The organism is Streptomyces sp. NPDC102259 (assembly GCF_044766465.1).
Classification (GTDB): Bacteria; Actinomycetota; Actinomycetes; order Streptomycetales; family Streptomycetaceae; genus Streptomyces.
Map to the genome: position 1 here is coordinate 317,225 of NZ_JBIWMA010000008.1, position 26,221 is coordinate 343,445.

The following is a 26,221-nucleotide window of genomic DNA, read 5'->3' on the forward strand; positions in this document are numbered from 1 at the left end:
CGAGCCGCCCCCACACCCGCAGGCGGCTCCGCAGACCGGAGACCTCCATGGACATATCGACACACAACACAGACACGGACGACACCCCTCCGCCCACCGCCCCGCCGGCCGTGAACGCCGAGCAGAAGCGCGCGGCGCGCGGCGCCACCCGACCCGGTGACCGGATCTTCCTCGCCCTCTCCCGCGGCTCGGGCATCTTCCTTTTGGTGATCATGGCCGCGATCGCGGTCTTCCTCACCTACCGGGCCTACCTCGCCATCAGCAAGGACGACGCCAACTTCCTCACCACCTTCGAGTGGAACACCGGCCTCGTCCCGCCGAAGTTCGGCATCGCGGTCCTGGCCTTCGGCACGGTGGTCTCGTCGATCATCGCGATGGTCATCGCGGTCCCGATCGCCGTCGCGATCGCCCTCTTCATCACCCACTACGCCCCGCGCCGCATGAGCGGCCCGGTCTCGTACGTGATCGACCTGCTCGCCGCCGTCCCGTCCATCGTGTACGGCCTCTGGGGCGCCCTGGTCCTCGTACCGCACATGGACGGCCTGTTCGGCTGGCTGAACCACTACCTGGGCTGGACCGGCGTCTTCTCCTGGGACGACGGCGCCCCGCGCTCGATGCTCACGGTGGGCATCCTGCTGGCCGTGATGATCCTCCCGGTCATCACCAACGTCAGCCGCGAGGTCTTCCGCCAGGTCCCGCAGATGCACGAGGAGGCGGCCCTGGCGCTGGGCGCCACCCGCTGGGAGGTCATCCGCATGTCGGTGATCCCCTTCGGCCGCTCCGGAGTCATCTCGGCCTCGATGCTCGGCCTCGGCCGCGCGCTGGGCGAGACGATGGCGGTGGCCACCGTCCTCTCCCCCGACTTCGACATCCACGCCAGCCTCCTCAACCCCGGCGGCGGCACCTTCGCCCAGAACATCGCCAGCAAGTTCAACGAGGCGACGGAGTTCGGCCGGGACGCGCTCATCGCCTCCGGTCTGGTCCTGTTCGTCATCACCCTGCTGGTCAACGGCGCGGCACGCATGATCATCGCCCGCCGCAGTGAGTACTCGGGGGCCAACGCATGAGCCACGCAGCAGCAGTAGCCGACAAGTCCCCGAGCACGCTCCAAGGCGCCAGCCTCCCGCGCTGGTCCCCCTGGGCCATCGCAGCCGGTTCGCTCGTCCTCGCGATAGCGATCGGCCTCGCCGGCGGCCTGGACAGCAAGATCCAGTGGGGCCTGATCGCCGGAGTGTTCTTCATCTTCGGCACCTTCGGCATCGCCGCGAAGGTGGAAGGCCGCCGCCAGGCGAAGGACCGAGTGGCGACCAGCCTGGTCTGGGTGGCGTTCATCCTGGCCGTGGTCCCGCTGGTCTCCCTGCTCTGGACGACGATCCAGCGCGGCGTGAAGGTCCTGGACGTCTTCTTCCTCACCCACTCCATGGGCGTGGTGGCGGACAGCGAGCCGGGCGGCGGCATCTACCACGCCATCCTCGGCAGCCTGGAGCAGGTGGGCCTGGCGACCGCGATCGGCGCCCCGATCGGCATCCTGACGGCGATCTACCTGGTCGAGTACGGCCGGGGCGCCCTGGCGAAGTCGGTCACGTTCTTCGTGGACGTCATGACCGGCATCCCGTCGATCGTCGCCGGCCTGTTCATCCTCAGTCTGATGCTGATGTTCGACATGCAGCCCTTCGGCTTCGCGGGCTCCCTCGCCCTGGCGATCCTGATGATGCCGGTCGTCGTACGCTCTACAGAGGAAATGCTGAAGCTGGTCCCGAACGAGCTGCGCGAGGCGTCCCTCGCCCTGGGCGTCCCGAAGTGGCGCACGATCCTGAAGGTGGTAGTACCGACCTCGATCGGCGGCATCATCACGGGCGTGATGCTGGCGATCGCCCGTATCGCGGGCGAAACGGCGCCGGTGCTCCTCCTCGTCTTCGGAAACCCGTTCATCAACGCGAACCCCTTCGAGGGTGCGCAGGCGTCGCTGCCGCTGTACATCTACCAGCAGTACTCACAGAGCGCGGGTTCGACAGCGGCCTACGACCGCGCCTGGGCGGCGTCGCTCACCCTGATCGCCTTCGTGATGATCCTGAACCTCGTGGCCCGCGGCCTCGCCCGCTGGAAGGCCCCGAAGACCGGTCGCTGAAGCAGCGATCCGCGGCTACCGCCGCACGGGGCCCCCTCAGCGAACTGACTGGAAGTGAAGTAGAGAAAATGGCGAAGCGAATCGACGTAAGCGGTCTCACCGCCTACTACGGATCCCACAAGGCGATCGAGGACATCTCGATGACGGTCGAACCGCGCTCGGTGACGGCCTTCATCGGCCCCTCCGGCTGCGGCAAGTCGACGTTCCTGCGCACGCTGAACCGTATGCACGAGGTGACGGCGGGCGGCCGGGTCGAGGGCAAGGTGCTCCTGGACGACGAGGACCTGTACGCCGCGGGCGTGGACCCCGTCTCGGTCCGCCGTGAGGTCGGCATGGTCTTCCAGCGCCCGAACCCGTTCCCCACCATGTCGATCTTCGACAACGTGGCGGCGGGCCTGCGGCTGAACGGCTCGTACAAGAAGAGCGAACTGGCGGACGTCGTCGAGAAGTCCCTCAAGGGCGCGAACCTCTGGAACGAGGTCAAGGACCGCCTCAACAAGCCCGGCTCGGGCCTGTCCGGCGGCCAGCAGCAGCGGCTGTGCATCGCACGCGCCATCGCCGTGGAGCCGAAGGTCCTCCTGATGGACGAGCCCTGCTCGGCCCTGGACCCGATCTCCACCCTGGCGATCGAGGACCTGATCGGCGAGCTCAAGGAACGCTTCACGATCGTCATCGTGACGCACAACATGCAGCAGGCGGCGCGCGTCTCGGACCGCACGGCCTTCTTCAACCTGTCCGCCGTCGGCCAGCCCGGCAAGCTCATCGAGATCGACGACACGGAGCGCATCTTCTCCAACCCGTCGGTCCAGGCGACGGAGGACTACATCTCGGGCCGCTTCGGCTGACCGAGCCCCCCGACCCCTCGCGGTGCTGCATGGCGGTGCCACCGCGAGGACGCAAAGGGCCCGCCCTCCGATCCGGAGGGCGGGCCCACACGTGTCTGCGACACCTGAACCGGGGATGCGGGATGCGGGGCTGCGGCGAGGGCGAAGCCCCGTGACGGGGACGCTCTCCTCACCGAGTCGGGCGGACGGGTGGGGGCAGGACCCCCTAGAGGAACGCCACGTTCACGACCCAGAACGCGCACGCGGCGACAAGCCCCGCCGCGGGCATCGTGATGAACCACCCCAGGACGATGTTCTTGGCGACACCCCACCGCACGGCGTTGATCCGCTTGGTCGCCCCGACGCCCATGATCGCCGAGGTGATCACATGCGTCGTCGAGATCGGCGCCTTGAACAGGAACGCCGTGGTGAACATGATCGACGCCCCGGTCGTCTCCGCGGCGAACCCCTGCGGCGGATCAAGCTCGATGATCTTCCGCCCGAGGGTCCGCATGATGCGCCACCCACCCGCGTACGTCCCCAGCGAGAGCATCACCGCACAAGCGATCTTCACCCACACCGGAATGGGATCGTCGGCCCCCTGCACATCGCCGATGACGAGCGCCATCACGACGATGCCCATCGTCTTCTGCGCGTCCTGGAGACCATGCCCCAGCGCCATGCCCGCGGCCGAGACCGTCTGGGCGATCCGGAAGCCCCGCTTGGCCTTGTGCGGGTTGGCCCGGCGGAACATCCACAGGATGGCCGTCATCACCAGGTAGCCGGCCACCAGCCCCACGACCGGCGAGACGAACATCGGAATGACGACCTTCTCGAGGACGCCGGACCAGATGACCTCCGTGCCACCGGCGAGCGCCGCGCCCACCATGCCACCGAACAACGCGTGCGAGGAGGACGAGGGCAGCCCGAAGTACCAGGTGACAAGGTTCCAGACGATCGCCCCGATCAGCGCGGCGAAGAGGATCCCCATCCCCTTCGACCCCTCGGGCGTCTCGATGAGCCCCTTGCTGACGGTGTGCGCGACCCCACTCCCGAGGAACGCTCCGGCGAGGTTCATCACCGCGGCCATGGCCAGCGCCGCCCGAGGCGTCAGCGCCCGAGTCGAAACGGATGTGGCAATAGCGTTCGCGGAGTCGTGAAAGCCGTTCGTGTAAGTGAATCCGAGCGCGACGCCAATGGTCACGATCAGAGCAAAGGTGTCCATTAAGTGCTCAGGACTCCTTGACCGCGATGGTCTCCACCGTGTTGGCCACGTGCTCGAAGGCGTCGGCGGCCTCCTCCAGCACATCCACGATCTGCTTCAGCTTGAGCACCTCGATGGCCTCGTACTTGCCGTTGAAGAGATGCGCGAGCAGCTTGCGGTGGATCTGGTCGGCCTGGTTCTCGAGCCGGTTGACCTCGATCCAGTACTCGGTGAGGTTCTCCATGGTCCGCAGGTTCGGCATGGCCTCGGCCGTCAGCTCGGCCGCCCGCGACAGCACCTCGATCTGCTGCTCCACGCCCTTGGGCAGTTCCTCGACGTTGTAGAGGACGACCAGGTCGACGGCCTCCTCCATGAAGTCCATGATGTCGTCGAGGGAGGACGCGAGGTTGTAGATGTCCTCACGGTCGAACGGCGTGATGAACGAGGAGTTCAGCTGGTGGAAGATCGCATGCGTGGCGTCGTCACCTGCGTGTTCCGCGGCCCGCATACGCTCTGCGATCTCGGCCCGGCCGGCGGGGTCCGCCCCGAGCAGTTCCATCAGGAGTTTCGAGCCCGTGACGATGTTGTCCGCGGATGCGGCGAACATGTCGTAGAAGCTCGTCTCCCTGGGGGTCAGACGAAAGCGCACGTGGGGTCCTCAGGATGCATCGGTTTCGGTCAGGCTGATGCTAGGCGCATCATCCGGCCACGGCTAATGGGCCGTACACCAGTGTCGCCCATCGGACAGACACACCGGGAGGGGGGCGACCGACAGCCGTCCGACCGGCGAAGTCCCTGCTCGGGCCGTATACCCACCGAAGTTGGGTACGATATACCCGGTAGGGGTATATGTGCGGAGCCGGAGCGCTGGAGGACACGATGACGACCACAGAGGCCGGCGGCCCCACCGCCGCACCCGGCGTCGAACCGGACCACGCGCCCGGGACGGTCCACGGCTACCACAAGCAGAAGGACGAACACCTCAAACGCCTGCGCCGTATCGAGGGCCAGATCCGCGGCCTCCAGCGCATGGTCGACGAGGACACCTACTGCATCGACATACTCACCCAGGTGTCGGCCTCCACCAAGGCCCTGCAGTCGTTCGCGCTCCAGCTCCTGGAGGAGCACCTGCGCCACTGCGTCGCCGACGCGGCCCTCAGGGGCGGCGACGAGATCGACGCGAAGGTGGAAGAGGCGACGAAGGCCATCGGCCGCCTGCTGCGCACCTGATCAGCGCCCCGCACCCGCCCCGTGCCCGGGACCGCGCCCGGTGCCGGTGCCGCTCCCGGTTCCGGCTCCGGACCCCGTCCCGGAGGAGTCGCCCCCCGCCCGCTCCTCCCCCACCCGCAGCACCTGGTCGATGCTCTCGAGACTGAGCCGTTCCTCCCCGGCCGCCGAGGCGGCGATGATCAGCTCCCCGCACAGTTCGATCTCGGCGAGGGCCTCGTGGTCCTGAACTGCCGTACCGCCGCCCGGAGCCACGCGCATCACCTCGTCCCTGCCGTCACCGACTTCCTAGAGTAGGGAGCGCTATACACCGCGCGCATGGCACGGACGGGCTAGTCCTTGTGTCCACCCGGTGGCCGAAAATGCCCGTCCCGGCCCACCCGGCACCGGCTCATTCCACCGCGATCCGCCCCGCGTAGATGTCGTCGGCGGCCGGCAGCCGTACCTCGACGGGCGCCCCGAAGTCGTACAACAGGGTCGTGGAGGCCACCGCGACGACCTCCTTCCGCTGCCCGTTCACGAAGCTGAACCGGTGCCGGACCTTGCGGATGCGCCCGTCGTCGTCGAGGTAGACGTCGAACGGCACCCGCGCCGTGGCGAACCCTTTCGCCGCCGCCCGCAGCGCATCCCGTCCGTCCGCCGACGCCTTGTCGGCGGCCGCCGACAGATCGGCGGTCCCGCGGTAGTGCCGCACCGCCGTCCCCGCCACCTCGGTCCGCCCCACGTACGTCGCCGTCCGCGTCCCCCGCAGCACCTCGGCGGCGGCGAACGGATCGGTGGCCCCGCCGGTCACGAGGTTCCCGTCGGACAGGGCCGCCGTCTCCACCCGCACCCACTTGTCGTCCGGCACACCCGCCCCCCGGTTCTTCATGAACAGGGCGCCGGGCGCGAGGAGTTCGGTGATGGGACGGTGCTCACGGGTGCCGGCCGGATCCTGCGGCAGCAGCACCTTCAGCTCGCCGCGCTGCTTGCGGTAGTCGTACACACCCTGGCCCCGGATGGTCACCCGGGTCCCGCCGGTGGCCATCTCCATCGACGTACGGGCCTTCGACGTGCCCGCCCGGACGAGGGTGTCGGCGGCCCGGTGCAACGTCTCGACGGGATCGGCCGCCCGGCCGTCCTCGGCGGCGGCCCCGCCGACGGAACACCCGGCGGCGCCCGCACAGACCCCAGCCATGAGCCCCGAAAGGACCATCGCACCCATCCGCCCGCGCCGCCGCTCCGCCATGGCCTGTGCACCCCCAACCGGTACGTCCGTCACAGGCTTGCTGTCGTTCCGGTTAACGACGGGTAGGTGCCCCCGTCACGCCGGTCCGAAGGCTTGCGACCGCCATGCGGGTTGACCACCGATCCTGGGTAGCGTTGTCCTTGTGACTCAGCAGGACGGCTCGACCCGCCCCCGTACCGACGGGGAACACAGCACCACGACCGTCGAACAGGGCAGGTTCTGCCTGGCCCGCTGCACCTGCGGCTGGCGCGGACCGGCCCGCAGGGCGAGAAGCATGGCGAGAGCGGACGGGGAACTGCACACGGGCGGCTGACCGACCGTCCGACACCGACCGACCGACACCGAACGACACCGAACGACCGGCACCGACCGTCCGACCGGCTGACGTCACCGTTCCGTCACCGCCGGACCCCGCTGGAACCTGTGATCCCATGACCCCGTCTCGCTCCATGAGGCGGCATGAAGCCGACGGGCGGCCGAGGGAAGGCGCAAGAACATGGAACGGCGTACGTTCATCGCGGGCGGCACGGTCGCGGTCGCGGCGGCAGCGACCGCGTGCAAGGCGAACGGCGGCAGTGCGGGCGCCTCCGCGTCGGCCACCGGGGACGGCACCACGGCCCCGCTGACCACGACCAGCGTGGCCGCCCCCGCCAACTGGGCCGCGCTCGCCCGCGACCTGGACGGCACCCTGGTCCGCCCCGGCGAGGCCTCCTGGGCCGCGGCCCGCCAGCTCTACAACACCCGCTTCGACAGCCTCAAGCCGGCGGCGGTGGCGTACGTCGCCCACGCCGACGACATCCGCACGGTTCTGGCGTACGCGCGCGCCCACAAGATCAAGGCCTCGATCCGCAACGGCGGCCACTCCTACGGCGGCTGGTCCTCGGGCGACGGCCGGCTGATCGTCGACGTCTCCAAGCTGAACCGGGTCCGGGCGAGCGGCACTTCGGCCGTGGTCGGCGCGGGTTCGAAACTGATCGACGTCTACCGGGCGCTCGCCGCGAAGGGCGTGACGATCCCGGCTGGCTCCTGCCCGACGGTCGGCGTCTCCGGCCTGGTGCTGGGCGGCGGCCACGGCGTCGTCTCCCGCGCCTACGGCCTGACCTGCGACAGCCTCACCCGGGCCACGATCATCACCGCGGACGGCAAGCAGCTCACCGCCGACGCGACGACGAACAAGGACCTCTTCTGGGCCCTGCGCGGAGCCGGCAACGGCAACTTCGGCATCGTCACGGAGCTGGAGTTCAGGACCCACCCCGCGCCCCAGGCGGTCACCGGCTATCTCACCTGGCCCTGGTCGAAGGCGGCCGCGGTGGTGAAGGCCTGGCAGGAGTGGGGCCCGTCGCAGCCCGACGAGATCTGGTCCTCCCTCCATCTGGCGAACGCCACCGGCGGCACCCCCACCATCTCCGTCGCCGCGTTCTGCATCGGCACGTACGGCCAGCTCCAGAACGCGGTCGACCGCCTCGCGGACCGGGTGGGCGCCCCCGCGACGAACGTCTCCCTCCGTCGCCGTACGTACGAGGCGGCGATGGAGATCTACGCCGGCTGCTCGTCGTTCTCCTCCGACGCCCAGTGCCATCTGCCGGGCTCGACGCCGGGCCGCTCCCCGCAGGGCGCGCTGGGCCGGGAGACGTACGCGGCCCGCTCGGACTTCTTCGACGTCTCGCTCTCGGCGGCGGGCATCCAGACCCTCCTCACCCAGATGAAGTCGGTCCAGGGCGGCTCGGGCAGCATCGCCCTCACCGCGCTGGGCGGCGCGGTGAACCGGGTCTCGCCCACGGCCACGGCGTTCGTCCACCGCCGCTCGCGCATGCTCGCGCAGTACATCGGGGCCTGGCGGGCCGGCACGGCGGGCACGGCGGCCCAGTCCTGGCTGACCACGGCCCACAAGACGATGGCCCCGTACGCCTCGGGCGCGGCCTACCAGAACTACGCGGACCCGACCCTCACGAACTGGCGCAAGGCGTACTACGGCGACGCGCTTCCGCGCCTGACCCAGCTGAAGAAGCAGTACGACCCGAAGGGCTTCTTCAGCTACCCCCAGGCCCTCTGACGTACTGCTCTAGGCCGCGAGGTCCCGCTCCTCGGCGGCGACGTCGGTCCGCGCCCCGGGGATGAACCCGTCCCGCTGCCCGGCCCGGGCGGCCCGGCTGCGCACGACCCAGCCGACCCGGGGCGACCGGTCGACGGCCTTCAGCACGGGGGTGAGCAGCATGGAGGCGACGGGCGACAGCAGCAGGGCCACCGCGGTCCCGAGCGCGAACCCGCCCACGACGTCCGTCGGATAGTGCACGCCCATGTAGATCCGGCAGAACCCCTCGAGCAGGGCGATCCCTATCCCGACGAGCCCGAACCTGCGGTGGGCGACGAACAGCCCGACGGCCATGGCCATCGTGAGGGTGGCGTGGTCGCTCACGAAGGAGTAGTCGGTCTTGCCGGAGACGAGCACCTCCAGCCCCTGATGGTCGAGAAAGGGCCGGGGCCGCTCGACGAATCCCCGTATCGGCACGTTCACCAGCACGGCGACGCCGGCGGCGAGCGGCGCCCAGATCAGGGCGGCGACGGAGGACGCGGCCTCCTCGGCCCCGCCGGGCCGCCGTCTGACCCCCCACCAGCACCACACGATCAGCAGCAGCATGGCGAGCAGCAGCCCGTACTCGCCCACGAACTCGACGGTGCGGTCGAGCCAGTGGGGAGCGTCCTTGGCCAGCCCGTTGATGTCATAGAGCAGGTCGACGTCGGGGTTCGACCCGGATTCGGCGAGTCCAGCCATGGTGCTGCGGCCCCTTCGTCGTGTTCTGCTCGGCACACCTCACATGCGCCCGCACCAACAGGAACGCACGGCCCCGGTTGATACGTTCCACTCTCCACTGAATGATCACTCAGACGTTATCGAAGAGAGATAGATCCCCGCAGCTCAGGGGCCCGGTGCGGAGATCCCTCAGACGGTCGTGGGGAGCGCTTTCGCGCCATCTTCGGTGACCCGCGTGGCCCCGAAGTACTCGGCCGTGTCGATGGGGTCGAAGCGGATGACGGCCCCCGTGTAGGGCGCGTTGATCATGTACCCGCCCCCCACGTAGATCCCCACGTGGTGGATGGCCCGCGAGTTGTTCGGATCGGTGGAGAAGAACACCAGGTCACCCGGCAGCAGCTCGCTGCGCCGCGGATGCGGCCCCGCGTTGTACTGGTCGTTGGCGACCCGCGGCAGCGTGATCCCGACGCTCTCGTAGGCGGCCTTGGACAGCCCGGAGCAGTCGAACCGTCCTCCCTGGTCAGCGGTGCCGTTGCCGCCCCAGAGATAGGGCGTGCCGAGCTTCTTCTGGGCGTAGTAGATGGCCCCGGCGGCCTGCTCGGACGGATCCACCCGGCTGACGGGCGCGGCGAAGGACTCCGCAAGCGTCGTGATCGTCTTCACGTAGTTCCGGGTCTCGCTGTACGGCGGCACGCCCCCGTACCTGATGACCGCGTAGGCCCCCGCGTTGTAGGCGGCGAGCATGTTGTGCGTGATGTCGCCGGGGACGTCCTTCACGTACGAGGCGAGCTGGCAGTCGTACGACGCGGCCGACGGAATCGCGTCATTCGGGTCCCAGACGTCGCGGTCGCCGTCGCCGTCGCCGTCGATGCCGTGCGTGGCCCAGGTGCCCGGGATGAACTGCGCTATCCCCTGCGCGGCGGCGGCGCTCTGCGCCCTCGGGTTGAACCCGCTCTCCTGGTAGAGCTGGGCGGCGAGCAGCGCGGGGTTGATGGCGGAGCACCGGTTGCCCCACTTCTCCACGAGTGCCTGGTAGGCGGCGGGCACCGCGCCCTTGGCCAGTGCCCTGCCCGCACCGCCCACCCCGCTCGTGGCGCTCCCGCCGACGAGGTACACCCCGATGACGAGCGCCATCATGAAGGCGGCGCCGGCACTGACGGCAGCGGTCGCCACGATCCACGCCTTACGCACCGTCAACCGCCCCTCGCCGCCCAGGAGTCCGCCCCCGACAGTGTAGAGGCGGCTCCCGTGCCGCGGGGTGATCACGAACAGCGTCGGGCCGGACTTCTCCGCGCGTCACCGTCGGGGCGGAGGGAACGCGTCACGCAAAGGGCGGCCCCGGGTCGGTTCAAGCACCCACCAGCGGTCGGTCCGGGATTCCCCGTCCGTCACCATGATCGGGCAACGCGGGCACCGGAGTTCGGGCTCGGACAACCGGCAACCGCCGTTGGCGCACGCTCCGCGAGCGGCACCCGGACGAGACACCGTCCGTCCGGGCGGCCCTGACGACCGGTCAGCAGCCCTTCTCCCTCGTCCTCCGCCGACGACGGCCGGCTCGCCGGCGGTCGGCGGCGCGCGCTACGCGCTGACCACCCAGCTCGTCCACAGCGTCACGTGCCGCCTCAGGGGTCGGAGGCCGCGTCCCGGTAGAGCTCCGCGGCCTCCGACCCCAGGACCACGCTGTACGAGATGTCGGCCGTCGCCCCGCCCTGTTCGTGCCCGCCGAGGACGCCGACCACCTCCCCGTCGCCGTTCACCCAGGGGCTGCCGCTGGTCCCGCCGGTGAGGTCGGGGCAGTCGATGCGCTGCTGGGTGGGGTTGTGGGCGGTGGGCCGGTTCGTGCAGCGGACCGGCACCTCGAGGGAGTCGGGGTAGCCGGTGACGGTCACGGCGGTCGCCCCGGTGGCCGTACGCGTCGCGAACCGGTTGCCGCCGACCACGTCCTCGACGCCCGCACCGCCCCGCCCGTCGAGGACGGCGAACGCCACATCGCTGTCCTCGTCCTGTCCCCGCGCCCACCCGTCGGGCAGGAAGACCCGCTCGACCCGCCAGATCCCGTAGGGGGCCTTGCCGTCCCGGTAGCCGGGGGCGAAGACCAGCTCGCCCGCCCCGCTGAGGCAGTGCGCCGCGGTGACGACGAGGTCGTGGTGCGGGCTGTGCACGACGGAGGCGGTGCAGAAGTGCTCACCGGCGAGTTTCCCGGCGTCGGCGTCGGCGGCGGTGAACAGCGCGCCGACCCGCGCGGACTGCGCCGTGGCCGCCGCTACGGCCGTCACCCCCAGGGGGCCGGGCCCACCGTCGGCGGCCGCCTCGGAGGCGGAGGTGACGGCCAGCAGAACGACCGCGCCGAGCAGGGCGTTTCGCTTCATCGGGTTCACTGTGTCCCACGAAGGTGAGAGAAACGTCAGACGCATGCTTCCCCCACGACGCTACCCGCACTCCGCCCCCAGCACCTTTCCTGCGGGGCGGGGTCTACCGTGGGCGGGTGGCTGACATCCCTTCCGACCTCATCTGGACCCGCGCCGCCCCGCCGGACGCGACCGGACCCGGCCCCTGGATCGAGATCGCCTTCGGCGAGGGAGACGACGGCGAGGCTCCCGTCCACCTCCGCGTGACCAACGACCCGGGGAACGTCGTCACGACGAACCGAAGAAAGTGGGACGCGTTCGTACTGGGCGTTCAGGCAGGCGAATTCGATCACTTCGTCGAGGGCGTATGGGAAAACGACAGGAACGAATAGAACGACGGCATACCGAAGGGCCCCGTGGGCAATGGCCGACGGGGCCCTTCGTACCGGTGTCTTGACTACCAGCGGTACCAGCGGCCCTTGCGGCCACCGTGTCCGGCGGGGCGGACCACGAAGCCCACCAGCCAGACCGCCAGAACGATGACGGCTATCCACCAGAGTGCCTTGAGGGCGAAACCGGCACCGAAAAGGATCAGGGCGAGAAGCAGAACAACAAGCAGGGGAACCATGATTATCAACCTCCGATCAATCATGTGCCCCACGAAATCCCCTTCACGCCCTCAAATCCTGAATGCATATGCGCGAGATTCCCGGGAATACGGTTCGCCCACACATGCGCTTCGCCCCTACATGGGCTTCGCGGGATTCACAGAAAGCGGCGGATGGGCAGGACGGCGACCTCGCGCGCCCGCTGCAGCGCGGAACGCCGCTTCCAGCGCCCCTCGCGGATCAGCGCCGCGGCCTTCAGGTCCTCGTCGAAGTGGCCGTCGAGCGTGGCCGTGAACTCCTGGTCCAGCACGGCGAGCATGATCTCCTCGTCGTGGTCGAGGGACCTGCGGTTGAAGTTGGTCGAACCCACCAGTGCGGCGACGCCGTCGACGGTGATGACCTTCGCGTGCATCATCGTCGGCTGGTACTGGTAGATCTTCACGCCACAGGCCGTGAGCTCCTCGTAGTAGTGCTGGCCGGCCAGCTGGCAGACCCGCTTGTCGGTGTGCGGGCCGGGCAGCAGGATCTCCACCTCCACACCCCGCCGGGCGGTGGCGCACAACAGTTCGATGAAGAAGACGTCCGGTGAGAAGTAGGCGGTGGCCAGCCGGAAGCGGTCCTCGGCCGACTCCAGCATCACCCGGATCAGGGTCTGCATGTCCTGCCAGCCGAAGCTGGCCGATCCGCGCACCACCTGCACCACCGCGTCGCCCTGCGGGCGGTGCGGGACGAACCGGTCGCTGTCGTCGAAGAGCTCGTCGTGGCATTCGGCCCAGTTCTGCGCGAAGGCGGCGGCGACGCCGTCCACGGCCGGCCCACGGACCTCCACATGGGTGTCGCGCCACTCCCGCTCGTTGCGGGCGTTGCCGCACCACTCCTCGGCGATGCCGACCCCGCCGGTGAAGGCCGTCTGCTCGTCCACGACGAGGACCTTGCGGTGGCAGCGGTGGTTCTGCTTGAAGGGCGAAAGGGTCAGGGGTCTGCGGAACCAGGCCACCTGCACCCCGGCCTGCTCCATCTCCGCCAGCAGTTCCTTCTCGATCAGCCGGCTGCCGAACCCGTCCAGCAGCAGCCGCACCCGCACGCCCGCCCGGGCCCGGTCGGCCAGCGCCCGCGCGAACTCGCGGGCGATGTCCCCCCTCCAGTACACGAACGTCATCATGTCCACGGTGTGCTCGGCGGACCGGATGGCCGCCAGCATCGCCGGAAAGATCTCGTCCCCGTTGCGCAGGGCGGTGAGCGCGTTGCCCTCGGTCGCCGCGATGCCGATCAGCCGCTCCAGACGACGCCGTATCCGCGCTGCGCGCTCCTGGACCCGCTCCGGTGCCGACGCGTCGGCGGCGGATTCGGTCAGCTCGGGCCGGTCCTGCGTACTGGTCATGACGTCACCTGGCCGGCGCCCACAGACGACAAGGGAGCCGCGCTGCCCGGTCCGGCACGGGACGCGGCGAGCAGACTTTACTCCCGCACCCCGGCCCGCCCGGCGCGGGTGCCACCCGCCCGTCGACCCCCTCACCCTCGGTGACGATCCGCACGCCCGGCGTGAGGCAGGGGGCGTTTGCCGTTACCGACCGCGAAGAGAGCGCTCTGCGAGAATGTGACGTATGACTGTGCGTCGTACGACCGTGCGGAGCAGGAACCACGTGACGGTGTCCGGCCACGCCGGGGGCCCGGTCGTGATGCTGGCGCACGGATTCGGGTGCGACCAGAACATGTGGCGTCTGGTGGTGCCCCTCCTGGAACGCGACTTCACCGTGGTCGCCTTCGACCATGTGGGAGCCGGGCGCTCCGATCTGTCGGCGTGGAACAAGGAGCGCTACGCCACGGTGGAGGGCTACGCCGACGACGTGCTGGAGATCTGCCATGAGCTGGCGCTCGGCCCGGTGACGTTCGTGGGGCACTCGGTGAGCGCGATGATGGGCGTACTGGCCGCCGCGCGGGAGCCGGAGGCGTTCGCCGGTCTGGTGCTGCTCGCCCCGTCCCCGTGTTTCATCGACGATCCGGCCACCGGCTACCGCGGCGGGTTCAGCGCCGAGGACATCGACGAACTCCTGGGATCACTGGATGCGAACTATCTTGGCTGGTCAGGCACCATGGCCCCGGTCATCATGGGTAACCCCGAGCGTCCCGAACTGGGTGCGGAACTGACCAACAGCTTCTGCCGCACCGACCCGGAGATCGCCCGCGTCTTCGCCCGGGTGACGTTCCTGTCCGACAACCGCGACGACCTCGCCGGGGTCACCGTCCCCACCCTGGTCGCGCAGTGCTCCAGCGATGCGATAGCGCCCCCGGAAGTGGGAGCGTTCGTGCGGTCGCGGATTCCCGGAAGCCGGCTGGTCACCCTGAACGCGACCGGCCACTGCCCCCAGCTCGCCGCACCGGAGGAAACGGCTGCCGCGATCATCGACTTCGTCAGAGCTCTGCGATGACGTGCGGGACCGGCGACGGGCACGGCGGGAGCGGCGGGCGCCCGCGTCCCGAGGAGCGGCCGGACGACGCCAGGGCGACGTTCTCCCCGCTGATCGAGGACAATGCCGAGGACCTGTACGAGCACGCGCCGTGCGGCTTCCTGTCCACCCTCCTGGACGGCACGATCGCAAAGGTCAACACGACCCTGCTGAACTGGCTCGGCTACGCCCGCGACGATCTGGTGGGCCGCAGGACGTTCTCCGACCTGCTCACCGTGGGGGGCCGTCTCTACCACGAGACCCACTTCGGCCCGCTGCTGCGCATGCAGGGCGAGATCAGCGGGATCGCCCTGGAGCTCAAGGCGGCGGACGGCGGACGGCTGCCCGTGCTGGTCACCTCCACGGTCAAGTCCGGCAGCGACGGGCGGCCGATACTGATCCGCACCACCGTCTTCGACGCCCGCGACCGGCGCGCCTATGAGACCGAACTGCTGCGCGCCCGGCAGCAGGCAGAGCACGAGCGCGAAGAGCTCAAGCGTCTCAACGCCACCCTGCAACAGACCCTGCTGCCTCCGGCGCTGGTGAACGTGCCCGGCCTGGACGTGGACGCGCACTACCACATCGCCTCCCCCGACAAGGTCGGCGGCGACTTCTACGACCTCTTCCCGCTCGCCGCGGGGACGTGGGGACTGTTCCTGGGCGATGTGTGCGGCAAGGGCGCCGCGGCGGCGGCCGTCACCTCCCTGGCCCGCTACACCCTTCGTGCCGCCGCCGTCTACGACCCTGACCCGGTCGCCGTCCTGACCAACCTCAACACCGTCCTCAACCACGAGTACAACGGCGACGACCCCCGGTTCTGCACCGTCGTCTTCGGACTGCTCACCCCCGACACCGAGCATGGCGGCTTCCGCGTCACCCTGGCCGGCGGCGGCCACCCCCCGGCTCTGCTCCTGCGGGCGGACGGAAGCGTCGGCCACCTGGACACCCCCGGCGGACAGCTCATCGGGGTCCTGCCCGACGCCCACATCGCCACCACCACCGTCCACCTGGAGGCGGGCGACACCCTGCTGCTCCACACCGACGGCCTCACCGAAGCCCACACGGCAGCGAACAGCGACGACGACCGCTACGGGGACGAAGCGCTCCTCGACTTCGCCCAGGCTCTCGCGCCCACCACCGCGTCCGGCGCCGTCGCCGCGATCCGCGACCTGCTCGACACCTTCGGCGCCGGCGTCGAGGACGACACCGCCGTCCTCGCCATCAGCGTGCCTGTGCCCCCGCCTGCCGGCGAAGCGCAGCGGTAAGTCGGCTCACCGCCCACACCCGAGCCACCCCGCAAGCAGCCGAAGCCGCCCGCACCGCGCCCCGTGCCACGTCCCTGAGGCGACCACGCCGAAGTCCGCACCCGTCCCCCACTCCCCCCGCGTCCCGGCCGCGGCAGCGTCAGTCCCGCCCGTGCCGTGCCCCGGCTCCGGGGGCGTCCGCGCGGAAGAGGGCGACCCCGGCGGGCCCGAGGTCAAGCGTCGGCCATCGCCGCACCATCCGCCCGCCATTGATCAGCAATCCCCGAACCCCCTTCAGTAAGGCGGAAGTCAGGATTCCGCCACCTGTCTTGTTGTCGCGTACTCAACAAGAGAACAGTCGTCGGCGGGCCGCCGCCCGCCACCGGGGACCACGTACCGGTGGCACGCACCACCCCCCACCCGCACCGCCCCTGTCACCCCATCTTCAGGAGCTGTCCGTTGCGTACGACGACTTCCCCCAACTCCTCCCCCATATCGGGCAGATGGCGCCGCATCGGCGCCTCGGCCCTCGGCGCCGCCGCCCTCGTGCTCGCCGGATTCGGCACCGCGGCCCACGCGAGCGCGGCACCCACGGCCACCGCCAAGACCACGCCCTCCACGGTCACTTGGGCGGCCACCCCCTGTGCCACCCCCAAGCACAAGGGTGACCTGGCCTGCAACTCCTTCCGCGTGACCGGCGGCACCACGGCCTTCCAGAAGGAACGCGCCGCCGCGACCGGCAAGACCGCCAAGGTCACCCCGAAGGCCGCCGCCGCGAGCCCCACCGGCTACGGCCCGTCCGACCTCCAGGACGCCTACGGCCTGACCGACGCCGCCTCGGACAACGGCTCCGGCGAGACCATCGCCATCGTCGACGCCTACGACGACCCGAACGCCGCCGCCGACCTCGCCAAGTACCGCACGTACTACGGCCTGCCCGCCTGCACGGTCGCCAACGGCTGCTTCAAGAAGGTCGGCCAGACCGGCTCCACGACCTCCCTGCCCACCGCCGACAGCGGCTGGGCCGAGGAGGAGTCCCTCGACCTCGACATGGCCAGCGCCGTCTGCCCGAACTGCAACATCCTGCTCGTCGAGGCCACCTCCTCGTCCATGGCCAACCTCGGCAAGGCCGTGAACGAGGCCGTGACGCTGGGCGCGAAGTTCGTCTCCAACAGCTACGGCGGCTCCGAGTCGTCCTCCGACACGTCGTACGACACCTCGTACTTCAAGCACGCGGGCGTCGCCATCACCGTCAGCGCGGGCGACGAGGGCTACGGCGCCGAGTACCCGGCCGCCTCCAAGTACGTGACCTCCGTCGGCGGCACCGCCCTGTCCACGTCCTCCACGACCCGTGGCTGGACCGAGAAGGTCTGGAACACCAGTTCCACCGAGGGCACCGGCTCCGGCTGCTCCGCCTACGACACCAAGCCGACCTGGCAGACCGACACCGGCTGCGCGAAGCGCACCATCTCCGACGTCTCGGCCGTGGCCGACCCCGCGACCGGCGTCTCGGTCTACGACTCCTACGGCGTCACCGCCGGCTGGTACACCTTCGGCGGCACCAGCGCCTCCGCGCCCATCATCGCCGCGGTCTACGCCCTCGCCGGCACCCCCGGCAGCAGCGACTACCCGGCCTCGTACCCCTACGCGGCCGTCGGCACCTCCGCCCTGAACGACGTCACCAGCGGCAGCAACGGCACCTGCTCCTCCAGCGCCGCCTACCTCTGCACCGCCAAGTCGGGCTACGACGGCCCGACCGGCCTCGGCACCCCGCAGGGCACGGACGCCTTCACCGGCTGACCTGGCGTCACCCCTCCGCCACAACAGAACAGCCACCGTGGGCCGTGGGGGCCACACGTGGTGAAAGGACGAACGGGCCTCGGCATCCAGCCGCGGCCCGTTCGCCATGCCCGGTGTGCGCCACGTCATGAGAACATCGAAACGTACGCTCACCCGACCAGCCGTCAGAAACGGCACAGGGCCGTGAAGTGGGCTAACGACGGAACCACACCACAGGTTCCGCTCCGGCCTCATTGCCCGGCGTGACCTGCCGTGATACACAGAGTGACCATACGAGCTATTCGTACGAATCCGGTCCGTCAATGGCGTCAAGTCGACATACGACGGCGACTTTGTCGGCGAGAATGAGGCGTGACCTCTGCACACCCGCGGAGGATCCGCGGAACTACCCACCAGGGGCGGTGACTTACATGCTGTTTGCGGCCGACAAGGGCGACATCAACACCATCATCGGCGGGATCGCTCCGGACTGGGGGCCCTTCGGCAGCCTGGGCAACGAGGCCAAGGTGATGATCGAGGTCGTGATGGCGGTCGCCATCCTCCTCTGCCTCGGCATCGCCATCTGGGGCGCGGCCAAGCAGCGCATCGGCGCGACCGCCCTGCGGGACACCTTCAGTGCGGAACAGGGCAAGGGCCTCATCATCGCCGGGCTGACGGGGGTCTTCATCATCGGCTCCCTCGGGACGCTGTTCACCATCGTGTACGGCATGGCCGTGTAGCCGCGGCCTCCGCACCACCCCCAGTCCCGTCCGGGCACGCCCGGCCCACAACCCCCACCCACCTGTCGTGCCCACCGGCTGAGGTTGCGTTTCCCTGATGTCCCTGATGTCGAGTCACCACACCGCGCCCGCGCGGGAACCAGCACGGCTACCGTCGTACTTGTACGCGTCCCGGTACGGCAGCGAGGGGGCCCACGCGGCATGACTCCCGGCGACGAACACGACTACGGCGAATCCGCGCGCTCCGACGAGGGTCAGGGGTACGGCCGGACCCGCCTGCGGCTGCCCGAGAACGACCCCTACGGCGGCGCCCGCAGAGGCGGCGGCCGCTCGTCCTCCCGGAGCCTGGTCACGGTGGTCGGCGTCGTCGTCCTCCTCATCGCGGCGATCGCCTTCGCGAACCGCGGAGGAGACGACCCCTCGTCGACCTCGGCCAACAGCCCGACCGGCGACAAGCCGAACGCCACGAGCACAGCCGCGACCGGAACCAAGCCGGTGGACACGAAGACGGGCGGCATTCCCTCCGGGTTCGCACACACCCAACAGGGTGCCCAGTCGGCCGCCGCCAACTACGCGGTGGCGCTCGGCTCAACCGCGATGTTCCGCACGGACAACCGGCACACCCTCGTCGACACCATCTACACCACCGCCGCGGCGGCGAAGCTGCAAGGCGCCATGGACCAGGCGTACACGACCGACTTCCTCGCGAAGATGGGCCTGGACGCCGACGGCAACGCCCCGCAGGGCGACACCTTCGTCTCGCGAGTGGTGCCGGTGGGAACCACGCCCCAGGCCTACTCCACCGCTACCGCCAAGGTCGCCGTCTGGTACCTGGGCCTCATCGGCATGTCCGGGACGAGCTCGACCGACCCCGTCACCTCGTCCTGGAAGACCTGGACCTTCGACCTCCAGTGGACCGACGGTGACTGGAAGATCGTCAGCGACGAGCAGAAGGACGGCCCCGCCCCGGTCCCCGGCGACGACCAGGCCGCCACCTCCGACGAGATCAGCAAGGCCATCGAGGAGTACGGAGGGTTCACGTATGCCCGCTAACCCGCGCCGCCTGCTCACGCTCGCCGGAGCCGTGACGGCCGTCCAGACCTCGGCCGTCCTGCTGGCCACCCGTGCCTTCGCGGCCCCGACACCCGACCCGTCGCCCTCGTCGTCGCCCTCTCCGTCCGACAGCCTGGACTGCAGCCTCATCTCCGGCGAGGCCAAGAAGTACTGCGAGAAGGGCAACGCGGGCTCGGGCGCCACCACCAACCCCGGCGTCTCCGACACCCTCGACCCCCTCTCCTCCCTCGCCAAGGGCTGTGCCGACGCCGCGTCCTGGACCGTGGACAAGCTCAGCGAGGCGGTGAAGGAGACGGCGACCGTCGACTTCACCAACGAGCGGTTCCTCCAGCAGTACGCCGTCGTCTTCGCCGCCTCGACCGTCCTGACCCTCCTGCTGTGGCTGCTGGCCGTCGCCAAGAGGGCGGTGCGCGGAGTCCCCCTCACCACCGCCATCGGCGAAGCCGTCGGCTTCCTCTGGCTGACCGTCCTGGCCTCCGCCTTCACCCCTCTCATCCTCTACACGGTCGTCTCCGCCACGGACGGCATCACCGACGTCCTCGCGAAGACCACCGGCAACCAGACCGACACGTTCTTCGGCACCTTCTCCGCGGCCCTCTCCAAGGGAGAGGACATCGGCGGCGGCCCGATCATGCTGATCGTGGTGTCCCTGGTGTCGATCCTCGCGGCCGGAGTGCTGTGGCTGGAGCTCGTCATCCGGGCCGCCCTCCTCTACGTGGGCGCCCTGCTCGGCACGGTCGTCTACGCGGGCCTGGTCGACAAGAACCTGTGGAGCCACGTCCGCCGCTGGGCCGGCATCATGATCGCCGTCATCCTGGTCAAACCGGTCATCGTGATAGTGCTCGGCCTGGCCGGCGCGCTGTCCTCCGCCGACGGCCCGAACGCCTTCTCCGCCGTAGTCTCCGGCCTGTCCATCATCCTGCTCGCCATCTTCGCCAGCGCGATGATCTACCGCTTCGTCCCCGGCTTCGGCGACGAGATCGCGGGCTCCCGCAACAACCGCATCATGCAGGGCGCCGAGGGCAAGGCGGCGGCCGTCATCAGCTCCCCGGCGACCCTCGTCGCCCAGGGCATCAAGACGCACAGCACCCGTGCGGACAACAACGGCGGCGGTCAGTCCGGGTCCTCCGGCGCCCGCCCCTCCAACCCCGCCTCAGGCGGAGTCGCCGCGCACAGCTCGCGCACCTCGAACGGGGGCGGCGGATCTGTCCCCTCCGCCGCACCCGCCCCTCGCGCGAGCAGCCCGGTCAACACCCCGCACGCGAGCAACACCCGCAACAGCAGCAACAACCGCACGGGAGGTGAAGGGCGTTGACGGCTGATTCCCACGTGTCCCACGCGATCACGCCCCGCCGGACATATCTGATCGGCCGCGCCCGGCCGAACGCGATCGTCGGCCGCAACCGCGAGTCCGGCGAGATCGCGCTCATCGTCGTCGGCGCGTTCCTCGGCATGATGTCCGGCCTCCTCGTCCCCGTCCTCGCCCTGCGGATCGTGCTGCTGAGCGGCTTCCCGATGATCGCGCTGGCCGCCGTCTACGTGCCGTACAAACACCGCACGTTCTACAAGTGGTTCGAGATCAACCGCAGCTACAAGCGCACCCTGCGCCAGGGCACGACCTACCGCTCGACGGTCATGGAGGCGGGCACCAGGATCGACGGCCAGGAGATCGAGATCGGCCCGCCCCCGGGCATCGGCCGCATCAACTGGCTGGCCGCCCCCTTCGGCCCCGACGAGATCGCCGTACTCCTGCACGCCGACCGCCGTACCGTGACGGCCGCCATCGAGATCGAGGGCCCCGGCGTCGGCCTGCGCGACAGCGAGGACCAGGAGGCCCTGGTCGACCGCTTCGGCACCCTCCTCAAGCACGTGGCGAACGGCGACGGCTTCGTCACCCGGCTCCAGATGCTCGCCCGCACGCTCCCCGCCGACCCCGACGCCCACGCCAAGGACGTCGCCGTCCGCGGGGACGAGCGGTCCCCCGACTGGCTGGCCCGCTCCTACGACCAGCTCCAGTCCATGGTGTCCACGAGCAGCGAGCAGCACCGCGCCTACCTCGTCGCCTGTATGCACTTCACCCGCGAACTGTCCGCCGAGGCCCACGCCATGGCCCGCGCCGCCCGCCCCCAGTCGGGCCGCAAACTGGACCGCGACGCGGGCCTGGCCGTGGTCATGGCCCGCGAGCTGACGGACATCTGCTCCCGCCTCCAGGAGGCGGACATCCGCGTCCGCCAGCCCCTGGGCCAGGGCCGCCTGTCCTCCCTCGTCCACTCCATGTACGACCCGGACCACCCCATCGACCACATCCAGGCGATGACGAAGCGCAACGCCTGGCCGGCCGAACTGGACGCCATGGAGCCCACGTACCTCCAGGCCAAGACCCGCGAGTCGTCCACCCGGGCCCCCTGGTGCCATGCCACGGCCTGGGTGAAGGAGTGGCCGATGACCCCGGTGGGCGTCAACTTCCTGGCACCGCTCCTCGTCCACACCCCGGACGTCATCCGCACCGTCGCCGTGACCATGGACCTCGAACCCACCGAGGTAGCCATCGAACGCATGCTGACGGAGAAGACGAACGACGACGCCGAGGCGAGCCGGGCCGCCAAGATGAACCGCACCGTCGACCCACGTGACGTGGCGGCCCACTCCCGACTCGACCAGCGCGGCGAGGACCTGGCGTCCGGCGCGGCCGGCGTGAACCTGGTCGGCTACATCACCGTCTCCTCCCGCAATCCCGAGGCCCTCGCCCGCGACAAACGCACGATAAGGGCGTCGGCCGGCAAGTCGTACCTCAAACTCGAATGGTGCGACCGAGAGCACCACCGGGCGTTCGTGAACACCCTCCCGTTCGCCACCGGAATCCGAAGGTAGGGGCTGATGAGCTGATGCGGGATCCGCTGTCCATCCTCACGGACGCCTTCACCTCCTTCCTCTTCGGCAAGGTCGAGACGACCCGACTGCCGGTACGCACCTCCACGGGCCAGGCCCAGGCGGTGTACCTGCCCACGGCCGCCCCCGGCCTCGGCGACTCCGGCGTCATCATCGGCCGCGAGGTCTACTCCGGAAAGGGCTACATCTACGACCCCTTCCAGCTGTACGGCCAGCAACTCCCGGCCCCGCACTGGCTGGTCCTCGGCGAGTCCGGAAACGGCAAGTCGGCGCTGGAGAAGACCTACGTCCTGCGCCAGCTGCGCTTCCGCGACCGCCAGGTCGTCGTCCTGGACGCACAGGGCGAGGACGGCGTCGGCGAATGGAACCTCATCGCGCAGGCGCTGGGAATAACTCCTATCCGCCTGGACCCGACGGCCGCCCTGGACCACGGCATCCGCCTCAACCCACTGGACCCGTCGATCACCACGACCGGCCAGCTCGCGCTGCTGCGCACCATCATCGAGGTGGCGATGGGCCACGGCCTGGACGAGCGCTCCGGCTTCGCGCTGAAGGTCGCCCACGCCTACGTCAACGAGACGATCGTGGAACGCCAGCCGGTCCTGACCGACATCGTCGAGCAGCTGCGCCACCCCGAACCGGAGTCGGCGGAGGCGATGAACGTCGCCATAGACGACGTACGGGCCTGGGGCCTGGACGTGGCACTGGTCCTGGACCGCCTGGTCGACGGTGACCTCAGGGGCATGTTCGACGGCCCCACGACGGTCGGCATCGACCTGGACGCTCCGCTGATCGTGTTCGATTTGTCCCACATCGACCGCAACTCGATCGCCATGCCGATCCTGATGGCGATCGTCGGGGTCTGGCTGGAGCACACCTGGATCCGCCCCGACCGGAAGAAGCGCATCTTCCTGGTCGAGGAGGCCTGGCACATCATCAACAGCCCCTTCGTGGCCCAGCTGTTCCAGCGACTGCTGAAGTTCGGCCGGCGTCTCGGCCTGTCGTTCGTGGCGGTCGTCCACCACCTGTCCGACGTCGTGGACGGAGCGGCGGCGAAGGAGGCGGCGGCCATCCTGAAGATGGCGTCGACCCGGACGATCTACGCCCAGAAGGCGGACGAGGCGAGAGCGACGGGCCGGGTCATCGGCCTGCCGCGGTGGGCGGTGGAAATCATCCCCACCCTCACCCCGGGCATCGCGGTCTGGGACGTCAACGGCAATGTGCAGGTGGTCAAACACCTGATCACCGAGACGGAACGGCCCCTGGTCTTCACCGACCGGGCGATGACGGAGTCCTCCACCGACCGCACCATGTCCGACGACGACGCACTGCTCGCCGCCGAGCTGGAGCAGGAACGACGAGCGGCGGCCTTCATGGAACAGCACCTGGCCGACCTGGACGGCTCGTCCGAGTCGACGGTGGCGTAGCGCGGGAGAGGGGGGTCGTCATGAGACCGGGAGACGAGCAGCGCCACGGCAGCCCCGGCCACGGTCAGGGAGGCGTCCCCGACGGGCTGCTGGTCGGCATACTCGCGTTCCTGCTCGGCATGACCCTGCTGGTCTGGACGGCGACCGGTCTGGCGGCCCTCTTCCACCACGGCTCCTGGCCCTCGGGCGTCACCTTCACCCGCACCCCGCTGGCCATGCGCCACCTGATCGCCAAGCCGCACGACATCCCCGGCGCCTGGCCGGAAGCGGAGGCCGCGGACTTCTCGGGCTACGGGCTGTTCTGGGGCCTGTTCATCGGCCAGGTGATGATCCTGCTCGTCCTCACGGTGTTCGTGATGGGGACACTCGCCCGGTGGAGGGCGGTACGAGCGAGAAAGCGCGCGGGCCTGTCGCCGACGCCCGCTCAGGAGACCGTGACACCACCGACGCACCACGAGGTGCCGACCCAGCGGGTCGAGACCGGACCCAGGACGGAGGTCGAGCCGCCGGCTCCAACGCCGACGCAGACCCTCCAGCCGACCCCGGCCGCGCACCACGCCTCGCTCACGCCGCCCCCCCAATCTCCCCAGTCGCAGCAGCCCTCGGCAGCCGCAGCCCTGTTCCCGGCCGCGACAGGTGAACGGGCCGTCGGGTGGGAAGCCAACCGATTCGAGGGTGCGGCGCACTACGTCCCGCCGGAAACCCGCCACGCGACCGCGACCCAGGCCATCCGCGACGCCGAGGGCCCCGCCCTCATCCTGACCTCCAGCCCCGCCCTCTGGCAGGAGACCAAGGACGCCAGAGCCAAACTGGGCCCGGTCCACCTCTACGACCCCGGCCACCTCTGCGACACCCCGGCCCGCCTCCACTGGTCCCCCATCACGGGCTGCGAGGAAAAACCGACCGCGATCTCACGCGCCGTCGCGCTCCTCGCGCCCGTCCGGCCCGCCTCGCGGCTCGACCAGGCGGTCAGCGACACCGCCGAAACCCTCCTGCGCAGCTACCTGCACGCCGCGGCCATCGACGGCCGCACCATCCGCCACGTCCACCGCTGGTCCCAGGGCACCGGAATCCAGGAAGCCGTCCGCACCCTCCGGACCAACCCCAAGGCCGCCCCGGGCGCGGCAGGCGAGCTCGAAGCCGCCCTCACCGCCCACCCCGAACGCCGGGACATCGCTCAGGAACTGACGTCCCGTGCCCTCTCCGCCCTCTCCACGGTCAACATCCGCGAGGCGTGCACTCCCAACCGAACTGACGCCCTCGCCTTGGATTCCTTCGTGGACGAAGGGGGAACTCTCTATGTGCTCGGTGAATCAATCGAGGACCCCAGGACCAGTCCCGGCGCGATGCCGCTCCTGACGGCCCTCGTCTCCAGCGTGGTCGAGCGCGGCCGGCGCATGGCCGAACGGTCATCCTCCGGTCGCCTCGACCCACCAATGTCCCTGGTCCTCGACGATGTGGCGGCCGTGGCTCCGATCCCCCAGCTCCCGGATCTCCTGGCCACCGGTACCGACCGCGGTATGCCCACCCTGGCCCTGCTCCGCTCCCGCGAGCAGGCCAAGGCCCGCTGGCCGCACCAGGACCTACCGGTCTGACGCCCCGGCACTGTCGAGGACGAACTCGTACTCGGCCTCCTCGACCCCCGGCCCCAGCGGCACGGTCCGCCCGCTCGGTATGAACCCGGCCTTGCGGTACGCGCCCTGCGCCCGCAGGTTCTCCTCGTGGACGATGAGCCGCACCCGTTCGAGCCCCAGCTCCCGGGCCCAGTCCACGGCGGCGTCGAGAAGCGCGCGTATCACCCCGCGGCCCCGCCATTCGTCTCGCACATAGACCCCGACGACGTGCCCCTGCCGCAGCTCCACGGGGAAGCCGGCCCAGTCGACGGTCCCGGCCTCCTCGACGAGCATGGTGGCCGTCCCCGCCCACTGCCCCTCCTCCGCCTCGGCGATGAACTGCCGGACCCCGGAAGCACCCTCGGCGGCCCCGGCCGCCCGCTCCTGCCAGAAAGCGTCGGGCCGCTCCGCAGCCACCTCATACGTCTCCAGAAAGGCGATCGGCGCCGCCGGATCCCTGAGCGCGAGCAACCGCAGAGCCTTGACCGAGGCCCATTCATCAGCCCTTACGGTCCGGACCATATACGTGTACATATAAAGCACCGTAACGCAGAAAACCCCCGCACCATAAGGTGCGGGGGTTTCCCGTAATATTTGTTCGGCGGTGTCCTACTCTCCCACAGGGTCCCCCCTGCAGTACCATCGGCGCTGTAAGGCTTAGCTTCCGGGTTCGGAATGTAACCGGGCGT

Annotated in this window: 26 protein-coding genes and 1 rRNA gene; 16 read left to right on the forward strand and 11 right to left on the reverse strand. The window is 69.9% G+C overall.

Annotated features, from left to right (window positions below; all coding sequences use genetic code 11):
- Positions 1 to 47: 47 nt before the first annotated feature.
- The 3 genes from pstC to pstB all read left to right on the forward strand — a co-directional run bounded on the left by pstC (position 48) and on the right by pstB (position 2,973).
- Complete coding sequence (gene pstC / locus ACIRPU_RS21285) at positions 48 to 1,067, forward strand: phosphate ABC transporter permease subunit PstC (protein WP_384121668.1); 1,020 nt, start codon at positions 48 to 50, stop codon at positions 1,065 to 1,067.
- Positions 1,064 to 2,128, forward strand: coding sequence for a phosphate ABC transporter permease PstA (gene pstA / locus ACIRPU_RS21290; protein ID WP_403869421.1), 1,065 nt, complete (start codon positions 1,064 to 1,066; stop codon positions 2,126 to 2,128). The genes pstC and pstA overlap by 4 nt, the downstream gene beginning before the upstream one ends.
- A gap of 68 nt (positions 2,129 to 2,196) precedes the next feature.
- On the forward strand, positions 2,197 to 2,973 hold the full coding sequence (gene pstB, locus ACIRPU_RS21295; protein ID WP_355706141.1) for a phosphate ABC transporter ATP-binding protein PstB: 777 nt from the start codon (positions 2,197 to 2,199) through the stop codon (positions 2,971 to 2,973).
- 205 nt (positions 2,974 to 3,178) lie between these two features.
- Here the strand turns inward: pstB and ACIRPU_RS21300 are convergent, their stop codons facing one another.
- On the reverse strand, positions 3,179 to 4,177 hold the full coding sequence (locus tag ACIRPU_RS21300; protein WP_385568063.1) for an anion permease: 999 nt from the start codon (positions 4,175 to 4,177) through the stop codon (positions 3,179 to 3,181).
- 7 nt (positions 4,178 to 4,184) lie between these two features.
- Complete coding sequence (locus ACIRPU_RS21305; protein WP_028807372.1) at positions 4,185 to 4,805, reverse strand: DUF47 domain-containing protein; 621 nt, start codon at positions 4,803 to 4,805, stop codon at positions 4,185 to 4,187.
- A 230-nt stretch (positions 4,806 to 5,035) separates the two neighbouring features.
- Between ACIRPU_RS21305 and ACIRPU_RS21310 the strand changes: the two genes are divergently transcribed.
- A complete protein-coding gene (locus ACIRPU_RS21310; RefSeq protein ID WP_355706143.1) occupies positions 5,036 to 5,386 on the forward strand; it encodes a metal-sensitive transcriptional regulator in 351 nt (116 codons plus the stop codon).
- Here the strand turns inward: ACIRPU_RS21310 and ACIRPU_RS21315 are convergent, their stop codons facing one another.
- Positions 5,387 to 5,644 (reverse strand): hypothetical protein, encoded by a 258-nt coding sequence (locus ACIRPU_RS21315; protein WP_403869514.1) that lies wholly within the window; start codon positions 5,642 to 5,644, stop codon positions 5,387 to 5,389.
- 130 nt (positions 5,645 to 5,774) lie between these two features.
- Positions 5,775 to 6,611, reverse strand: a complete 837-nt coding sequence (locus ACIRPU_RS21320; protein WP_403869426.1) for a hypothetical protein — start codon at positions 6,609 to 6,611, stop codon at positions 5,775 to 5,777.
- A 142-nt stretch (positions 6,612 to 6,753) separates the two neighbouring features.
- Here ACIRPU_RS21320 and ACIRPU_RS21325 point away from each other — a divergent pair, with 142 nt between their 5' ends.
- Together ACIRPU_RS21325 and ACIRPU_RS21330 are read left to right on the forward strand one after the other, a co-directional pair.
- On the forward strand, positions 6,754 to 6,924 hold the full coding sequence (locus ACIRPU_RS21325) for a hypothetical protein (protein WP_355706145.1): 171 nt from the start codon (positions 6,754 to 6,756) through the stop codon (positions 6,922 to 6,924).
- 183 nt (positions 6,925 to 7,107) lie between these two features.
- The gene (locus tag ACIRPU_RS21330; RefSeq protein ID WP_403869430.1) at positions 7,108 to 8,664 is read left to right on the forward strand and encodes an FAD-binding oxidoreductase; all 1,557 of its coding nucleotides are present in this window, start codon (positions 7,108 to 7,110) and stop codon (positions 8,662 to 8,664) included.
- Between the two features lie 9 nt (positions 8,665 to 8,673).
- Here the strand turns inward: ACIRPU_RS21330 and ACIRPU_RS21335 are convergent, their stop codons facing one another.
- From ACIRPU_RS21335 to ACIRPU_RS21345, 3 genes are all read right to left on the reverse strand, one after another.
- The gene (locus tag ACIRPU_RS21335) at positions 8,674 to 9,384 is read right to left on the reverse strand and encodes a phosphatase PAP2 family protein (RefSeq protein WP_403869433.1); all 711 of its coding nucleotides are present in this window, start codon (positions 9,382 to 9,384) and stop codon (positions 8,674 to 8,676) included.
- Positions 9,385 to 9,552: 168 nt separating this feature from the next.
- Positions 9,553 to 10,560, reverse strand: a complete 1,008-nt coding sequence (locus ACIRPU_RS21340; protein ID WP_403869436.1) for an NlpC/P60 family protein — start codon at positions 10,558 to 10,560, stop codon at positions 9,553 to 9,555.
- A 425-nt stretch (positions 10,561 to 10,985) separates the two neighbouring features.
- On the reverse strand, positions 10,986 to 11,732 hold the full coding sequence (locus tag ACIRPU_RS21345; protein WP_403869439.1) for a trypsin-like peptidase domain-containing protein: 747 nt from the start codon (positions 11,730 to 11,732) through the stop codon (positions 10,986 to 10,988).
- 116 nt (positions 11,733 to 11,848) lie between these two features.
- On the opposite strand from ACIRPU_RS21345, the gene ACIRPU_RS21350 reads away from it, so the two are divergent.
- Entirely contained in the window at positions 11,849 to 12,103 is a 255-nt protein-coding gene (locus ACIRPU_RS21350) for a DUF397 domain-containing protein (RefSeq protein ID WP_403869442.1), read from the forward strand.
- A gap of 65 nt (positions 12,104 to 12,168) precedes the next feature.
- Here ACIRPU_RS21350 and ACIRPU_RS21355 read toward each other — a convergent pair whose 3' ends face one another.
- On the reverse strand, positions 12,169 to 12,339 hold the full coding sequence (locus tag ACIRPU_RS21355; RefSeq protein ID WP_028807375.1) for a hypothetical protein: 171 nt from the start codon (positions 12,337 to 12,339) through the stop codon (positions 12,169 to 12,171).
- Between the two features lie 137 nt (positions 12,340 to 12,476).
- A complete protein-coding gene (locus ACIRPU_RS21360) occupies positions 12,477 to 13,700 on the reverse strand; it encodes a phosphatidylserine/phosphatidylglycerophosphate/cardiolipin synthase family protein (protein ID WP_403869445.1) in 1,224 nt (407 codons plus the stop codon).
- Between the two features lie 223 nt (positions 13,701 to 13,923).
- On the opposite strand from ACIRPU_RS21360, the gene ACIRPU_RS21365 reads away from it, so the two are divergent.
- The 9 genes from ACIRPU_RS21365 to ACIRPU_RS21405 all read left to right on the forward strand — a co-directional run bounded on the left by ACIRPU_RS21365 (position 13,924) and on the right by ACIRPU_RS21405 (position 25,514).
- Entirely contained in the window at positions 13,924 to 14,748 is an 825-nt protein-coding gene (locus ACIRPU_RS21365) for an alpha/beta fold hydrolase (protein ID WP_403869448.1), read from the forward strand.
- Complete coding sequence (locus ACIRPU_RS21370) at positions 14,745 to 16,031, forward strand: PP2C family protein-serine/threonine phosphatase (protein WP_403869451.1); 1,287 nt, start codon at positions 14,745 to 14,747, stop codon at positions 16,029 to 16,031. The genes ACIRPU_RS21365 and ACIRPU_RS21370 overlap by 4 nt, the downstream gene beginning before the upstream one ends.
- A gap of 438 nt (positions 16,032 to 16,469) precedes the next feature.
- Entirely contained in the window at positions 16,470 to 17,810 is a 1,341-nt protein-coding gene (locus ACIRPU_RS21375; RefSeq protein WP_403869454.1) for a peptidase S8, read from the forward strand.
- Between the two features lie 410 nt (positions 17,811 to 18,220).
- Positions 18,221 to 18,529 (forward strand): hypothetical protein, encoded by a 309-nt coding sequence (locus tag ACIRPU_RS21380; RefSeq protein ID WP_003991275.1) that lies wholly within the window; start codon positions 18,221 to 18,223, stop codon positions 18,527 to 18,529.
- A 201-nt stretch (positions 18,530 to 18,730) separates the two neighbouring features.
- The gene (locus tag ACIRPU_RS21385; protein ID WP_403869457.1) at positions 18,731 to 19,582 is read left to right on the forward strand and encodes a hypothetical protein; all 852 of its coding nucleotides are present in this window, start codon (positions 18,731 to 18,733) and stop codon (positions 19,580 to 19,582) included.
- Positions 19,572 to 20,918 (forward strand): hypothetical protein, encoded by a 1,347-nt coding sequence (locus ACIRPU_RS21390; RefSeq protein ID WP_403869460.1) that lies wholly within the window; start codon positions 19,572 to 19,574, stop codon positions 20,916 to 20,918. The genes ACIRPU_RS21385 and ACIRPU_RS21390 overlap by 11 nt, the downstream gene beginning before the upstream one ends.
- A complete protein-coding gene (locus ACIRPU_RS21395; RefSeq protein WP_403869463.1) occupies positions 20,915 to 22,474 on the forward strand; it encodes an SCO6880 family protein in 1,560 nt (519 codons plus the stop codon). The genes ACIRPU_RS21390 and ACIRPU_RS21395 overlap by 4 nt, the downstream gene beginning before the upstream one ends.
- 14 nt (positions 22,475 to 22,488) lie before the next feature.
- On the forward strand, positions 22,489 to 23,919 hold the full coding sequence (locus tag ACIRPU_RS21400; protein WP_351766832.1) for an ATP-binding protein: 1,431 nt from the start codon (positions 22,489 to 22,491) through the stop codon (positions 23,917 to 23,919).
- Between the two features lie 20 nt (positions 23,920 to 23,939).
- Positions 23,940 to 25,514, forward strand: coding sequence for a type IV secretory system conjugative DNA transfer family protein (locus ACIRPU_RS21405; protein ID WP_403869466.1), 1,575 nt, complete (start codon positions 23,940 to 23,942; stop codon positions 25,512 to 25,514).
- On the opposite strand, the gene ACIRPU_RS21410 is transcribed toward ACIRPU_RS21405, so the two are convergent.
- Complete coding sequence (locus ACIRPU_RS21410) at positions 25,503 to 26,066, reverse strand: GNAT family N-acetyltransferase (protein ID WP_403869469.1); 564 nt, start codon at positions 26,064 to 26,066, stop codon at positions 25,503 to 25,505. The two genes, ACIRPU_RS21405 and ACIRPU_RS21410, sit on opposite strands and share 12 nt — an antisense overlap.
- A 62-nt stretch (positions 26,067 to 26,128) precedes the next feature.
- Positions 26,129 to 26,221, reverse strand: a 5S ribosomal RNA gene (gene rrf, locus ACIRPU_RS21415); the annotation flags it as partial.

Bases quoted from the DNA above. Each gene is read 5' to 3' on its own strand.
- pstC (WP_384121668.1), top strand. From the start codon at position 48: ATGGACATATCGACACACAACACAGACACGGACGACACCCCTCCGCCC.
- pstA (WP_403869421.1), top strand. From the start codon at position 1,064: ATGAGCCACGCAGCAGCAGTAGCCGACAAGTCCCCGAGCACGCTCCAA.
- pstB (WP_355706141.1), top strand. From the start codon at position 2,197: ATGGCGAAGCGAATCGACGTAAGCGGTCTCACCGCCTACTACGGATCC.
- ACIRPU_RS21300 (WP_385568063.1), bottom strand. From the start codon at position 4,177: ATGGACACCTTTGCTCTGATCGTGACCATTGGCGTCGCGCTCGGATTC.
- ACIRPU_RS21310 (WP_355706143.1), top strand. From the start codon at position 5,036: ATGACGACCACAGAGGCCGGCGGCCCCACCGCCGCACCCGGCGTCGAA.
- ACIRPU_RS21315 (WP_403869514.1), bottom strand. From the start codon at position 5,644: ATGCGCGTGGCTCCGGGCGGCGGTACGGCAGTTCAGGACCACGAGGCC.
- ACIRPU_RS21320 (WP_403869426.1), bottom strand. From the start codon at position 6,611: ATGGCGGAGCGGCGGCGCGGGCGGATGGGTGCGATGGTCCTTTCGGGG.
- ACIRPU_RS21330 (WP_403869430.1), top strand. From the start codon at position 7,108: ATGGAACGGCGTACGTTCATCGCGGGCGGCACGGTCGCGGTCGCGGCG.
- ACIRPU_RS21335 (WP_403869433.1), bottom strand. From the start codon at position 9,384: ATGGCTGGACTCGCCGAATCCGGGTCGAACCCCGACGTCGACCTGCTC.
- ACIRPU_RS21345 (WP_403869439.1), bottom strand. From the start codon at position 11,732: ATGAAGCGAAACGCCCTGCTCGGCGCGGTCGTTCTGCTGGCCGTCACC.
- ACIRPU_RS21355 (WP_028807375.1), bottom strand. From the start codon at position 12,339: ATGGTTCCCCTGCTTGTTGTTCTGCTTCTCGCCCTGATCCTTTTCGGT.
- ACIRPU_RS21360 (WP_403869445.1), bottom strand. From the start codon at position 13,700: ATGACCAGTACGCAGGACCGGCCCGAGCTGACCGAATCCGCCGCCGAC.
- ACIRPU_RS21365 (WP_403869448.1), top strand. From the start codon at position 13,924: ATGACTGTGCGTCGTACGACCGTGCGGAGCAGGAACCACGTGACGGTG.
- ACIRPU_RS21370 (WP_403869451.1), top strand. From the start codon at position 14,745: ATGACGTGCGGGACCGGCGACGGGCACGGCGGGAGCGGCGGGCGCCCG.
- ACIRPU_RS21380 (WP_003991275.1), top strand. From the start codon at position 18,221: ATGCTGTTTGCGGCCGACAAGGGCGACATCAACACCATCATCGGCGGG.
- ACIRPU_RS21385 (WP_403869457.1), top strand. From the start codon at position 18,731: ATGACTCCCGGCGACGAACACGACTACGGCGAATCCGCGCGCTCCGAC.
- ACIRPU_RS21390 (WP_403869460.1), top strand. From the start codon at position 19,572: ATGCCCGCTAACCCGCGCCGCCTGCTCACGCTCGCCGGAGCCGTGACG.
- ACIRPU_RS21400 (WP_351766832.1), top strand. From the start codon at position 22,489: ATGCGGGATCCGCTGTCCATCCTCACGGACGCCTTCACCTCCTTCCTC.
- ACIRPU_RS21405 (WP_403869466.1), top strand. From the start codon at position 23,940: ATGAGACCGGGAGACGAGCAGCGCCACGGCAGCCCCGGCCACGGTCAG.
- ACIRPU_RS21410 (WP_403869469.1), bottom strand. From the start codon at position 26,066: ATGTACACGTATATGGTCCGGACCGTAAGGGCTGATGAATGGGCCTCG.